The 14,200-nt window shown below is 41.5% G+C and carries 14 protein-coding genes; 1 reads left to right on the forward strand and 13 read right to left on the reverse strand.

The window, feature by feature from the left end:
• Window positions 1–23 precede the first annotated feature (23 nt).
• Genes F824_RS0122560 through F824_RS0122610 form a run of 11 tightly spaced genes read right to left on the reverse strand, consistent with a single transcriptional unit; the run spans window position 24 to window position 11,288 of the window.
• On the reverse strand, window positions 24–3,683 hold the full coding sequence (locus F824_RS0122560; protein ID WP_019600214.1) for a hypothetical protein: 3,660 nt from the start codon (window positions 3,681–3,683) through the stop codon (window positions 24–26).
• 18 nt (window positions 3,684–3,701) lie between these two features.
• Window positions 3,702–4,115: a GPW/gp25 family protein gene (locus F824_RS0122565; protein ID WP_031327240.1), complete on the reverse strand. Its 414-nt coding sequence runs from the start codon at window positions 4,113–4,115 to the stop codon at window positions 3,702–3,704.
• 1 nt (window position 4,116) lies between these two features.
• Complete coding sequence (locus F824_RS27365) at window positions 4,117–4,416, reverse strand: PAAR domain-containing protein (protein ID WP_026333869.1); 300 nt, start codon at window positions 4,414–4,416, stop codon at window positions 4,117–4,119.
• A gap of 12 nt (window positions 4,417–4,428) precedes the next feature.
• Window positions 4,429–6,225, reverse strand: coding sequence for a type VI secretion system tip protein VgrG (gene vgrG, locus F824_RS0122575; RefSeq protein ID WP_019600217.1), 1,797 nt, complete (start codon window positions 6,223–6,225; stop codon window positions 4,429–4,431).
• A 4-nt stretch (window positions 6,226–6,229) separates the two neighbouring features.
• On the reverse strand, window positions 6,230–6,892 hold the full coding sequence (locus tag F824_RS0122580) for a CIS tube protein (protein WP_019600218.1): 663 nt from the start codon (window positions 6,890–6,892) through the stop codon (window positions 6,230–6,232).
• 7 nt (window positions 6,893–6,899) lie between these two features.
• A complete protein-coding gene (locus tag F824_RS0122585) occupies window positions 6,900–7,082 on the reverse strand; it encodes a DUF5908 family protein (RefSeq protein WP_019600219.1) in 183 nt (60 codons plus the stop codon).
• Between the two features lie 4 nt (window positions 7,083–7,086).
• Entirely contained in the window at window positions 7,087–7,545 is a 459-nt protein-coding gene (locus tag F824_RS0122590) for a phage tail protein (RefSeq protein ID WP_019600220.1), read from the reverse strand.
• Between the two features lie 5 nt (window positions 7,546–7,550).
• On the reverse strand, window positions 7,551–8,003 hold the full coding sequence (locus tag F824_RS0122595) for a phage tail protein (RefSeq protein WP_019600221.1): 453 nt from the start codon (window positions 8,001–8,003) through the stop codon (window positions 7,551–7,553).
• 43 nt (window positions 8,004–8,046) lie between these two features.
• Window positions 8,047–9,693, reverse strand: coding sequence for a phage tail sheath family protein (locus F824_RS0122600; RefSeq protein WP_019600222.1), 1,647 nt, complete (start codon window positions 9,691–9,693; stop codon window positions 8,047–8,049).
• A gap of 26 nt (window positions 9,694–9,719) precedes the next feature.
• Window positions 9,720–10,712, reverse strand: a complete 993-nt coding sequence (locus tag F824_RS0122605; protein ID WP_019600223.1) for a hypothetical protein — start codon at window positions 10,710–10,712, stop codon at window positions 9,720–9,722.
• Window positions 10,713–11,288 (reverse strand): DUF4255 domain-containing protein, encoded by a 576-nt coding sequence (locus tag F824_RS0122610; protein WP_019600224.1) that lies wholly within the window; start codon window positions 11,286–11,288, stop codon window positions 10,713–10,715.
• A gap of 213 nt (window positions 11,289–11,501) precedes the next feature.
• Here F824_RS0122610 and F824_RS0122615 point away from each other — a divergent pair, with 213 nt between their 5' ends.
• Window positions 11,502–11,876, forward strand: a complete 375-nt coding sequence (locus tag F824_RS0122615; RefSeq protein WP_139189913.1) for a hypothetical protein — start codon at window positions 11,502–11,504, stop codon at window positions 11,874–11,876.
• Here F824_RS0122615 and F824_RS0122620 read toward each other — a convergent pair.
• Complete coding sequence (locus F824_RS0122620; protein ID WP_019600226.1) at window positions 11,873–13,240, reverse strand: ATP-binding protein; 1,368 nt, start codon at window positions 13,238–13,240, stop codon at window positions 11,873–11,875. The genes F824_RS0122615 and F824_RS0122620 overlap by 4 nt on opposite strands.
• 1 nt (window position 13,241) lies before the next feature.
• On the reverse strand, window positions 13,242–14,153 hold the full coding sequence (locus tag F824_RS0122625) for a helix-turn-helix transcriptional regulator (protein WP_019600227.1): 912 nt from the start codon (window positions 14,151–14,153) through the stop codon (window positions 13,242–13,244).
• Window positions 14,154–14,200: the final 47 nt, after the last annotated feature.

Here is a 14,200-nt window from a genome sequence, read left to right on the forward strand (position 1 = left end):
GAATAATTTTATTTCTAAATGGTTTATTTCAACACGAAGTCGGAATCAATGGATAAATCTCCAATGCTGGACATTACAGGGCTTCTGGAAACATCATCATAAATGACTTCGATGTGGTGGTCTTTGGCAGAGGTGAGAATGGCGTAAGGTGAAATTGTTCTCAACAATTCGATTTCCCTGCCTTGATGCTGAACGGCCGTATCGATGACATTGTAAGCGCCCTGGGCTTCGACGATTTGCAATACTGAAAACTGCCTCACGAAAGCCACATAATTCCTGGCTTCCATAAAATTCAGGATCTCGGATTTGTAAATGGATTGAAGGAATCCTGATTGCCCCTGCTTGTTTGCCGAGTCCGAGGAAAGAAAATCAATCAACTCCTTCACCAAAAGATCCCTGAAGTATCCGGATTGCTGTTCCATATTGAATTTGACACTGCATCTCACTTTCAGTTTTTCAAATACGGGATTCGAAACTTCGAACCGCGCATAAGGAGATACTTTGCTGGAGAGATAGTCCTTGATCTTTAGCAAGGTGACAAAAGGAACCATTTGGGGGCCCTCACTTTCATTTTTGGGACCCAGGGTTTTGGGTGTCACCAACACCTGTACTTTGGTCCCCTTTATCATTTGGTTGGGAAAGGAACTCCTTCCGTAAACCAGTATAGTCCCGATTTCAGGAAATTTTTCCAAGACCAATCGCTCAAAATCCCAAGTCGAAGACGCCCTGTTTTTGTGTCTGAGCAATTCACTTGTCCGAAGATAAAACTGATCTTCATTCTCCGCATCCTGACCGATGTCCAAATGAAACGGTCCAAAGGAAAGCAGGCTGGAATTGGTATGGAGAATGGCGGTTTTTTCCACACGGATTGGGGGAACCTCTCCGGTTTTTATGGATTGGGTTGGGATTACACTCCTTACAATCAGGGCATTGATCAGGATATTCTTGATTCTGGATTTCAAATCCGTCTCACCTTCATAAAATATCCGCAACCAAAATTTCCCCTTCGGCAAGCGGGTATTGTCTGTGGTCAAGACATTTGGGATTTTGATTTTGACCACTCCCGATTGTAAAAATCCCACCGTACTGTCCTCCATCAGCAAATTCCCCATGGGTAGCCATTTGTTTTTATCCAAATAGGCCCATTGCATTTTAGGTGCATGAATGGCGGTAATCTGGAAGACGGCTGACTCAAGTTCAAAGCCCAAATTGATGTTTTCATTCGGCCTCACATCCTCCAATCCAATAAATAAATTACCTTTCAATCCGAATTTATTGGCCATATCCCTTGGTTTTTTTTCCTCCGGATCCAGTTGTGGCAAGAGAAAGGAAAATGACTCCAGAGATGCTGGATAGACCAAAACATGGCCAAATGGGTGAAGATGGAAAAGCTTTATCGATTGATTTTTACCGGCATTTTCCCTCGAGAGATTTTCTTTTGCTTGGTTCTTGTAATCTACCAGGAGATGTTCCAAAACTGGAGTATAGGGCTGCTTTGGCAAGTCAATATTCTTTCTTTTGAAACGGCTGTTTTCGATGGAGGCATTCGCATAGAGCTCGGGAAAGGCGTGATGCCCAAAAGCTTGGGACGGTTCTATCAGCGTGATCAGCATGGAAAGTTCATTTCTGTTTCGCTCTGCTTCCGTTAAGCCCGTCCCTTCCGCCAAATCAAAACAAATCAGGTTTACCTCCCGGGTCGTATAGGGATTTAGATAGGTGCCATCCTCTCTTTCCTCCGACTCAAAAAGTTGGAATTTTTGATTGTTGACAGAATTCACCACTTGCTTTTTCCCTTTTTGAAGGGTGATGTCCGCGACAAAAGAGGCATTGTCAATCCCATAGGGGTAGGAACTGTAATAGGATTTGAATCCCAAACGGTCTTGGGGCAGTGCGCTCCATTTATAGTTTATGACCAGCTCCGAAAGGAATTTTTGGAAAATCAATGGGTTCCGCATTCGCAAATAAGATCCTTGGCTTGGCAAGGGGCCAAAGGCTTGGAAGGGATTGCTTTGGTCAAGATCTCCAAATTGATTGGAAAGATTCATTTTTTCCACTCCTGTGACCTGGGCCTCAATGGAAACCTCCTCGATTTCCAGCAACCGAAGAGGCTTGTAAGGATGCAATTGCGCTTGATTGTTGAGTACAATTTTCAGCAAAGGCCATTCCGTGTCAAAATCCTCTCCATGTATTTCTTTTTGGTAGGGAACTGGCTTTTCCTCCTCCCGATCCAGTTCAAAGGAAAATTCCAAAACCTTTTCCGTATCCAGGTAATTTGGATAAAATGAGTCCAAATCTTTCCATCCACTTTGTCCCGTAAAGGAAATTTGAAAAGCTTCCCTCAGAAAGGTCTTGATATAGGCAATGCGTTCTCTTTCACTGATGGCTGCTCCTTGGTTTTTGCCACTGGTTCCACTTTCCTTTAGGATTTGGAGATTGAGCAATTCACTTTTGAATTTTAATAGGGAATTGGCTGAAAAACTCAAGGAAACCACCACTCGCAGGCCTCCCTGCTCCACTATCAAAACCGGTGAACTGACCGCCAAGCCAAGAGAACTCTCCCACATGGTCCTTTCGGAGAATCCTTTATCGGATTGTCCCTCACCCAAAATGACGGGGAGATTCGAGGAAAATTTATTGGGAAAACTGACTTGTTTGGTTTTCACATCCTTGTATAGCAAGGAATCATAAACCACATTCAGAAAAGTCCCATCTCCCATTTTGGACCCTGAAAAAGGATCATAAACACTTTGGTATAAAGTCCTTATTTCCGAAATGTTTGCCTGACTGAGTTGGGTGTCAAAAAGGGTTTCAAAATCCACCTCCAATTTGTTGGAAAAAGTAAACCTCACTTTTTGGCCTGCTGGGATAAAAGAGTCTTGTGGGGAAGAAGTGTTTGGGTGGATACCTATAAGGGCAAAACTGGAAGAAACTGGTTTTTCATTTTGGGACAGGAGCTTTTTGTAATAGAAATCGAGATGTTTCTTGGTGAAATTGTTGGTATCGTTTTGGATTTCTTGGAAGAGTTTGAAAAATGCAATCAGAAGCCCGATATGGGGATGGTGGTTTTTTGAATCAAACAGTTCGGTTTCAAACTTGATTGCTGCTTTTTCCTTGATAAATAAAATATTTTTATAGACTGTTTTAAAGGTTTCTGAAAAGACAATATTCGTTCTCTTTTCGGGTACAATCGATTCCTCAAACCCAAAAAACCCAGCACTGAATTTTTTCTGGAGAGGCAAAACAGCAACAATCTCGCCTTCGAGGAATTTAAGAATGTTATTGATTTCTTGAAGCAAAGGACCCGAGAAATTTGATTCCTCCAATAAATCGCTCCACCTGACGATATGGGCAGCCAAGCTCAGAATATGGGTGCAGACTTCTTCTTCCAGTTCCTTTTTTTGATAGCCGTTGCCCTGGTCAAGCTTGTATTGGATGGAGTCTATTGTTGATTTAAAATGCTGGATTTCAGCACCCGCAATCAATCCGATGACAAAAACCGGGTCATTGAGAAAAAACGGTTTCCAATTGGCGCTAGGCTTGTTGTCAAAGGAAAAATAATGGATACTCTCCGAGAACTTCAGGGTAAATTGGACCATATCCAAAATGGTATGCTCATCCACTGAAAAATAAGAACTTTCCAGGGCTTTGGGTAAGCGTCCATTCTGACTGATTCCTTTATTCATTTTCGGAATTTTATTTTATCAAAGACTGGTTCCTTCCCTGAAATAGAAAGGGAAGACCATATTGCTTCGCGTATTGGTAATGATTACCGTATAAGAAAGGTGGATCAAAAGAACCCCATCTCCTATCCGGTCAGTGATAATGCTGATCTTTTGAATCTTCACCCTTGGTTCGAAATAAAGGATGGCATCATAAACCAGATCCTTGAGCATAGTCAAATGCGTGGCATCAGAGGTCTCAAAGACATGCTTGATGATATTGCAGCCAAACTTTGGGTTCATGATCCTTTCACCAGGCACGGTACCCAAAACAATGCGGATGCTTTGTTCGATATCTTCTTCCTCTGTCACCATATTGACCTTCTTTGACTCTATGTCAAATGCCGGAGGGAATGACCATCCTTTTCCCAAAAATGATTTATCAGAACCCTCCATATCAACCACCGATCATGACTGTAGGACATCCCAGCACGATCGAGCCTCCATGGGCAGTGGAATCTCCCATTCTGGCAGCGGGTTTTCCACCGATCATGACCGTAGCAGAGCCTTTGACGATGGAATCCGGTGGGCCAACACATACCAATGAATCTCCTAAAACTGCTGCGGGTAGTTTTCCTATCAATACAGTGGGAGTTCCCGGACCTACTATAGGTCCACCCACGTGAGGAATGGGGGGCAAACCGGGTGTTTGCATGGGACAAACGTGCATATCGGTCAATCTGGCTGCTAGTGGCATCTTTTTTTAAGTTTAATTGATCATCACCATCGCTCCTTTGACGGTGGTTTGCCCGGAAGCGGATATTTCTGCAGAGGCATTTCCTGCTGCTTTGAAGCCCACTTGTGCCTCCATTGCGATGTTGAGGGCCTTTGATTTCAGGTCCGCTTTGGAAGATATCCCAATCTCATCCATTGCATCCAAAGTGATTTTCCCTTTGGCGCTGAGGACAATATCCTTTGGGCTATCCAAAGAAATCCCTTTGTCATTCATCGTCAACTTGTTGTTATTGAGATCTTGGACAAGGATTTGCTTATTTTTATCATCCAAAACAAAGGTGTTTCCCCCGGGAGTCGAAATGGTGAGAATTTTTTCTTCATCATCAAATCTGATGGAAATGCCCGATTTGGTGATGATGGATTTAAATTGATTTTTTTCATCGGGAACCTCTTTTGGACTGTTCTTTTTGCTGTAAAGACCACCCACCACCACGGGAAACCTTGGATCATTATTGACGAAACTCACCAAGACTTCATCGTCTATTTCAGGAAAGAAAAACATCCCACAATTTGCGGAAGCATAGTTAAAGGAAATCCTGGCCCATAAGAAAGTATCTGGGGTTTCACTTTTTAAACTCGGAAGGGATATTTTCACCCTGAAATTATCGTCTGGATCCTCATGAATGGCTTTGACTATACCTATATACATGCCCTTTGCCGCAGGCAATAAACCCGAAGCTTCATGCTCCTCCACTTCGGGAAGGGACGAATGCCATCTTGATGAAAGCCCAATGAAAATAGAGGTAATCCAATTCCCTTCTTCCAAATCATGGTTCACTTTAGAAACAAAAGCATTTCCACTGAACCGGTCACCAAAACCTGAAAGTTCTAGGAGATCGCCAGCTTTTATTTCGGCTGTTCCGGGGATTTGGATTCTCCCCTTAATTTTGCTGAGCACACTCCGACTCACTGCACTCTTTGCAAAATTTTCAAGCTCAGTTTTTTCCAGAGATGCAGCACTTGCCCTGCTGATCACTACTTCTTCATTGACTCCCGAAAGCTTGACCGCTGAGAGATTTCCAAGATTCAGAGAATCACTTAAACTTGCAGTACTTTCATTTATGGCTTGTGAATCTTCATCCCAAGATACGGTTGTGAAATTTTTATGGATATTTTCGGCGCTCAGCTCCAAGTCCACATCGAGAGCCAAAGTATCTGCTCCGATTTTGAAGTCAGGTGACACACTTAAATCAAAAAGCTTTATTTTCAGGGTGTTGTTCTCTGTCAATACAAACATATTGTTGACCTCTGCCCGGATCAGGATATAATCCCAATATGAGGAACTGTGTTGTACCAATTGTCCATACATCTGATCGGTGGGGGCCACCTCATTTGCCAAACCATTGTCATTCAGGATTTTCTTGAAAACATCACTGTCTTTACTATCTACATAAATTCCGTTGAACCTGCCCTTGGTCAGCTTAAAGGCTTTGTCACGACACTCGACCTCAATGAAGGAATTGTTCCTTTTAACGACCATCTTCTGGGAAAGGACAATACCGGAATAGACCTTGTTTCTATCATCCCCATAACCCAGAGAAATATCGATTTGGTTTCCGGGAATAAAATCGGGACCATTGCTGTTATCAAAATCCTCATTACCCACCCCAAAAGCACCGCCATCCAAAATCCGGATGTTGGCAGTGGCAATCCTATTGATTTCTTGGGAAATCCGGATGGAGACAACCTCTATGCTATCGTTTATGGGGGATCCATTTATAGCAATGGAAAAAGATATCGGTAGAGGATTCTCTTGAATAAGTGTGGCCATACTTTTAGATTACTGGGGGGAATATTATTTGATCACCTGGAGAAATGTCCCTGAAATTATCCAGCTGGTTAAACTCGGCAACCTTCATGTAAAATCCACTGTCACCATAGATCCGAAAACACATCAAGGGGAGCGTATCTCCGGCAAATACAGTCCGGATATGCGTGAGATCAGCAGAGTTTTTACCAGCTTCCAATGCCTTTTTCTCAGGTGATTTGGATCCAATAAATGAGGCTTTGATCTCGGCACGAAGCGGGGTTCCGTCCGTATCCATCATCGTATTGACTTGCTCAAATGAGGTCAACCGACCTTGGAATTCGGATTGGGTACCCCAATAAATCTTGATGTAATTCGGTTCATGGATATCTCCATTATAGGAATACATCAATTTTATAAGTTCCTCAACCTGATCGTCGACTTTTTTGCTGGTAATGATGCCTGTGCCGTCGAAAAAAAAATTGAACTCATACTTTTCGGGGCCCGCACCTTTGAATTTTATAGTTTCTGCACTTCCTCCAATTGGAGAGGAATTATTGGTGTACTCCAGTTGACCTTTCTTTGAGGTTTTACTTGGATTAACCAAGACTTCATAATCCCCCAACTGATCGCTGTAATCAGGATCACTATAAGCAACAATCTTTACTTTGTTTATTTTCCCTTCTGACATGAAATTTCTACCTCCTGCTGCGGTTTTCCAATTTTTCCAGCAACTTTTCGAAACAGTCTTGTTCGATTTCCTTCTTCATCTGTGCCAAATACTCCATCAGTACCTTCTCATCCACTTGGGATTCGGAAAACGGGAAATTCCGGTCCATTACCTCCCCTTTGATCACAAGCTCTTTAATAATCAATGTCATATGCTTATCTGAGTTTTTTGAAATACCGGTATTTTAAAGTAAGCGTTTCTATGGCCAATTCATTTTTTGTACTGCTGAGACTACCCAGTTCCCAAGAAACTGGGAATGCTTGCACAATCGACCATGATGCCAAAATATTGGATTTGGGAGCCAAAAGGTGCAAGAAGATGTCCTTTGGTTCAAACTTGAAATTCTCAATGGCATTCCTGCACCACTTTTCCAGGTCTGATCCGGGAAGTAAACATCTTTTCAAAACCAAATTTTCATATTTGATGGATTGTGGCAAATGATGGACGAAGAGATTGTCCCCTCCCTCCTTCATTTCCATGGTTTCAACGGTAACTTTTAACCCGGACACCTCCTGAAAACTGCTATCCAATGGTTTGCTTCTTGGAAATTTTACAGCAAAATAGAAAGCGGTTGGCGGGACGTAGCCGGGTTGGAAGAAACTAACTGTTTCCATATCAATTAACCATTGCTAATCGTAAGGCCCTCGTGGGCAATTTCGATACTTTCTACGGCCACCTCATTGGCATCCGACTTCATATCCGTCGAACTGATTTTGGTTGGCCAGGCGTTGTTCAGCGTCCAAGTCATCGTGGGATTGCCTCCCTCATCGCAAAGCTTGATAACCACATTTTGCCTTTCAATGGTATTCATTTTGATCTTGGTATACCAATCCCAGAATTTATTGTCCTTGGCAAACACCCCCTTTTTCATGGTGATGTTGTTGTTTTTGATGATTCCGGGCATGTTTATGGTAGAAAACACGGGACTGTTTCCATGTCTGTACTCAATTTGTTGTGCCTGAACCTCCAAGCCACTCACTTCCTGAAAAGGAATATCAGTGGTACTTCCCCAATCCACTTTGAAATAAAATTTTGGTAATGGCCAATTACTGTCTTGTGCTTCTCCTGCCATGATATTGCTATTTTAAATGATTTTGAATGGTTTTTTGGTTTGCTTATGATTTTTGCATTTGTTGCTCAAATGTGACCACAATGAATTCTGCTGGTCTGACAATCGCCAGTTTGACGGAAATAAGCATTTTGCCTTCTAGTATATCCAAAGCCGTCATGGTGGCTCCCAAACCAATCTGAACATCGAATGCATCCTCCGGAGAAGATCCTGCCAATGCCCCTTGCTTCCATTTTTCGGTGAGGAAATTGACAATGAGACTTTTCACCGTGATCCAGGTATTGGCATCGTTGGGTTCAAAAACATAGGCACGAAGCGCCAATTTGATGGATTGCTCCAACATGATCATGGTTCTTCTTACATTGATGTATTTCCAGTCCAAGCTATTGCCGTCCAAGGTCCGCGCCCCCCAAACCAAAGTGCCTACACCTTGAAAGGTTCTGATGGCATTGACTGATTTACCCGATATAGCATTGACATTCAAGTCCTCCTGTTGGTCATGGGTGATATTTACGGCTGGCTGCACGACTGAATTCAATCCTACATTGGCAGGTGCTTTCCAGACGCCCCGCCCATTATCAACCATCGTGTAGATGCCCGCCATAGCCGCCGAAGCTGGCAACAAATTAAGTTTTGCCCGCAATTCATCCATTAGCGATGCATAGCTTGGACTTACCGCTATCAATCCCAAATGGTAATTCTTTGAGTTGGCCTCAATGTATTCGTCGGTGAATTGCTTTTTTTGGGCATCAGTGAGTACAGCTTCAGTCCCTTCTTCGGGTTTTATTTCGGCAAGTTTGTCACTGAGGTGTTTCTTCACAAAGCCGGCTTTGAATTTTTCAATGATGTCCTTCTCCGAAAGCTGAGGAATCAATTTGTCCCATTCTTTGACATTTTTATAAGTAACATCTCCTTTTTGGACAATGCTGGTATTGAGCCAAGGGTAGTATGCAGCTCCATAACTTAGGTTTTCAGTGCCGATTTTCTCCCTGAAAACTGTAATGATGTCATCCTCGTCACCTTCCTTTCTTTCTTCATATCCATCATAAATATCAAAAATCCCCACCCTGCTCTGCATTTTTCTACAATGTCTGAGGATAGTGGCATAAATATCATAGGAAACCTTCTTTAAAATTACAGCTTCCGGCATGACGATGATGGTGGGTTCCTGTACCTTGATCAGCTTGAGTAATCCTCCCTCGAGTTCGTCCTTGTCGACTTCAATGGAATCTTTTCCCTTATAGGTCCCAACCGAAACAATGTAACAAGTCCCACCGCCATTGGAATAAAACAACCGGATGCTGTTATAAAAAAGAAGTTTATTGTTGTCGGGATAGATGATGTTAAATTCTTTAGTTCCGATGGAAAAGGGTTCCCCTTTCGGCTCTGTAACGCTGCCATCAGCGGTTGCAGCTTCCGCCTCCGGCTCCACTGTCGCGCCTTCCTGAGCTGCCGGTATCGGTTCGGGACCCTGAACATCGAATTTAGCAAGAAAAGGCCCGCCAAATAGGGCGAGATAATCCGCAAAGGAGGTAATCCTTGTGGGTTGGTTGACAAGAGATTTCCCGTTTCGGGAAGCCGTTTCTGTGTACCCAATAAATGCGGGTATGGCAGTGGCAACTTCGACGACGGACCCAGGGAAGGCGTTTTTCTCTTCAATGTAAACTCCCGGTGTCATTAGATTTTGAGCCATAGTTGTTTTGATTTTAAGTGGATTGTTTAAATGAAAATATGTGAGTACAAGGCATCTTTGAATGATGGGTCGTGGTAAAGCATTTCGGGAGAGGCCCGAGGAAGGTTTTTGATGATGATTTTTCCGGTCCTTCGATCTCCCCCATAATTTTCCACCATCTGGAAATCACCAAAATGACTGTCCTGCATCTGGATTTTTTCCAAGGACTCAAAACACCTAATGGCACCAACTCCGTTTAGGAAAATTTCCTTTTCAGTGAAAAACACCTCTTTTTTCTTTGAATCTATGATCGAAAGCTTGTCAAATTTCCAAAATAGTGAATCGGTAAGAAGGTAACGCCACTTTGTTTTTTGGCTTTGAAATGAAATATTGAAAGACAGGGTTCTAGTATGATCCATTTCTTCAAATAACCTGGCTGGAAAAAGCTCAATGATCCCGATGGGTTTCTTGAACACGCTATTTGGAAAAAAATAACATCCAAATTTTTCGGTTTCACCATGAATAGCACAATATCCGAGTTCACTGGGGCCTTGAATATCGGCTTTCAATCCTTTTCGAATGGTATTTCCCAAAGCATCAACGATGGAAATTTTTTCCTCCGAACCAAAACCCTCTAATGGAAAAACATCTGTACAAAGCCTGACGAGAGATCCCCGATCCACAGTCGGGGAAGGATGTAAATAACAAACATCGGAATTATTAGATTTACTGACCGTTATGTTGTTAAAATACAAAAGGGAGTTACTTGGATTGAAATCGGGTAAATCGGTAAAATTCAAAAAAAATGAATCTTTCAGGTTCAATTGAATGGACAAAGATCTCCACTCTCCTTCCAACAATTCCGGTGCTCCACTCAAAAGGTGAAAGCCTGAATCAAATGGTTTGATCAAAAGATTTAAATCCAAAAGGCATTTCTTGGTTTCCTCTGAAAGCCCCAATTGGAAGGTATTGCATTCTCCCTGAGAAAAATATCCGTGTTTAAAAGTTAAAGTTGCGATATGGGTGAATGAAAATTGCATCTAGTTCCGGTCTTCTTCGCTGCGGGTAATGACTGGAGTGATCTTTGTTATCGGCGATTCGTCAAACACGACAATACCCACCTTATAAAGTGCCGAGGGGAGAAGTTTTGACCCTATCGACGACCAAATATGGCTGAGTTGATCGTAATCCAACTTACACAGTTCAAAACTCAGCTTTTGGACCCTTTTTGACAATCCCAGGGAATTGATGGGCACCAGCGTTTTGTGTTGCTGGAAATAACTGATAATGAATGAAAGGTAATGGAGGCCTTCGGTATAATTTTGATTTCTGAAATTTGCGCAAAAAAACAAATTCAAGTTTAAGTAAAGCGGAGGATGCTTATCCGAAAAGGAACCATTGGCGATACTGCCTCCCCGACTGTTTGTATTTTTTAAGGAAGATTCTTCTTCAAATCCCAAAAGAAAAAAAACTACTTTATCGTCTACCTCTTTGGCAAAAGAACCATCGCTTTCAACCAAATTTGAAAGAACAACCTTATTGTCAGAAATGGAGAAATGATTCTTAAAATGTTGATTAAGCAAGTCTCTTATGTAAACTAAAGTAATATCAATCATTCTTAAAACTATTGTTATTTACGCTTTAGGCAAAAACACAAAAATGATATTTACTTTTGTGATTATCCAAATTTAAAAATATTATTGAGGTAAAAAAATATTTTAAAGAAAGATGTGCTACTTTTAAATCCAATTCACGATTTAATTAGCGTTTATAATTATAAAAAAATTAAAATTAAAAAAGTATTTAATACTATAAATAGGCAATTTATTTTGAACACTTCAATATATACATCTCAATATATTTATATTATCGTGGCTTTGGTTGTACTCTTTTCCATTGCATTGTATATCATGTATTTGAGAAATAAGATGCAAAACATCTTCCTCCTCGAGGAATTGAAGAAAAACGAATACCAATTGAAAAGAAATGAAGAATCCATTGAAGCACTTGAGAAAAAAGTAGGGAGAATGACGGAGGAGAATCAAAAAATGGAGATCAAATTCCGTGAAAAAAAAGAGAAGCTTTTGGCGCAAATCAGGGAGAACAAAAATCTGCTGATCCTTATCGATGAACTCAAAAACAAAAACGCCAAGATTGACGATGATGTCACCATTGAATACTTTGTGAAAAAGAAACAGGATTAATGCAGGATACTCTTTCCCTGCTTTATTTTTTCAATCCTAATCCCAGATAGAATATCCACGTTGATGATCTCCCTATCGCCTCTTTCCAAACATTTCAAAAGGCAAAAATGCAGGACATTGATGATGGATGAACCTGACAACTCATGTCTTTCGGCGAGTTTTTCCACGGAAACCTCCGGATGGTAGTGAAATTGATCCGATACTGAATTTTCCCAAAATTGCATCCGTTGTGAAAAGTCGGGTAGCTCAAAATCCAAGACCAACTGAAAGCGCCTGAAAAATGCCTCATCGATGTTGTTTTTGAAATTGGAGCTGAGAATTACCAAGCCGTCAAAATCCTCGATTCTTTGGAGCAAATAAGAAACTTCCTGATTGGCATACCTGTCGTGCGAATCTGAAGTCTGACTTCTCTTCCCAAACAATGCATCCGCCTCATCAAAAAACAAAATCCACCCTTTATTTTCCCCGAGGTCAAAAATTTTGGATAGGTTTTTTTCGGTCTCCCCGATATACTTGGAAACCACCATGGAAAGATCGATTCTATAGACATCCATATTGCAGGATTGGCCAAGGACGCTTGCCGTGAAGGTTTTCCCAGTCCCCGGAGGTCCCGTAAACAAGACTTTGAACCCTTTTTTTATCCTCCTCCCAAAATCAAATTGTTCCTTCAGTTCCTTGCCGTGTTTCAACCAGTTTTTTATTTCAGAAATCCCATCCAAGATTGGATCGGAAAGGATCAGATCCTCCCATTTTTGTTCGGTGATGATTCTTTGGGCTGGGAAATCAATATCTGCATCCGGTTTATAAGGTTCACCGGTGGTTAAATACAAAAGATATTCTTTACTGATCCTCAACTGACCACTCAGAAGAGGCTCTCCTGGTAAGGATTTGTCCAGGAATATGATTTTTTCCTTTGCAAAAAAATGGTTTTGACTGAAAAGTGCCATCAGCTCAAACCGCCTTTTGATATTGCTTCCCGCCAACAAAAAAATGGCCGTTTCGCCCGTTGGAAGAAAACCTTTGTGTTTTTCGGCTTTGAGCCCACCAAACTCAGCGAATGGGGTATCAAAATTTTGGTTTTTCACATGCAACAAATCAAGTAAGGAGGGTCGGATATCCGGGATCAAGGAAAGAATCAAAACCAATCTTTCCTCTAAACCCATATTGTGTTTTTGGACAAGCTTTGCATAATTGGATTCCTGTCCGCTGAAATCAGGCAGTGCGGTTCTTCCCATTTCACTTTCTGGAACCGACTCCTCAAAGGTTATTTTTCCCCTGAGGACCATAATGGATTGGAACCACTGCAATTCCATCTCCAAGCAGGCTGCATTTGATGTTAGCTCTTTTTTGGTTTCTTCCTTCATCCTAAATACTCATTTTATTCAATTGTTCCCTAAGATTGACAATCAGTTCTTCTCCTTCCAGCACCTTAATTTCGCCTGGAAGCCCCAAGATAAATCTTGCTATTCCATGCAAATGTGGGAGTTCAGCCTTGAAATAATATTGGTTTCTGTTTTTGGTGTAAGTGAATGGTTTGGTATCCGGATGCTCCTCTATCATCAGTTGAAAGGCTTTCTTGGTCATTTTGAGATGGACAAGAAATTGGTTTTTACCAGAAAAACCAAATAAACCTTGCTCTAAAGGCTCATGCAATTCTTGGAATTTAAAAGGTTTGGATGTGACCAAAACCTCACCAATTCTCTCTATTTTGAAAATTTTCATTTTCTTGCTTTCGACCTCCAAAGCATAAATGGAATCGAAATTTTTTGAAAAAACCACCGGTTCCAACAGTCTGTCAGCCACCGAATCGCTGCTGACAGAATAATAATCCCGAAGAATCACCTGGTTTTTGTCCTTGATGGCTTGGGAAACAAGATCCACAAAAATTCCCAAATTGGCGTTGAAAAGCTTGGTCACGCTTTGTTTAAAATCCGAACGGATGCTGATCTTTTGGAGAATGGAATCTTTCAAGAGGTTTTTTTTGCTGCTCCCGCTGATCAAGTCATTCAAAAACAGGATTTCATCATCCGAAAAAGTCCCAAAGGAATGGTCGTTGGGATGCTCAACCCTGTCCAGGATTTTGAATTTGGAATGTTCTTTTTCGATTTCAAAGCCCAAAGCCTCGAGGAGCTTGAAATACCGGTAGATGGTCCTTGGATCGGTCCCCAGCGTTTCGGCCAATTTATGGACAGGCTTCCCGATATTGCCCCTGAGCAAATTGATTAGCTTAAAGATCCTGAGAATTTTCTGTTGCTCTATTTGGTTAGATTTTGCCATGACATTGTTTAAAAAAGAAAGATAATGCTTAAAAGTAAAATAAAACG

It is taken from the genome of Rhodonellum psychrophilum GCM71 = DSM 17998, assembly GCF_000381545.1.
GTDB classification, from domain to species: Bacteria; Bacteroidota; Bacteroidia; order Cytophagales; family Cyclobacteriaceae; genus Rhodonellum; species Rhodonellum psychrophilum.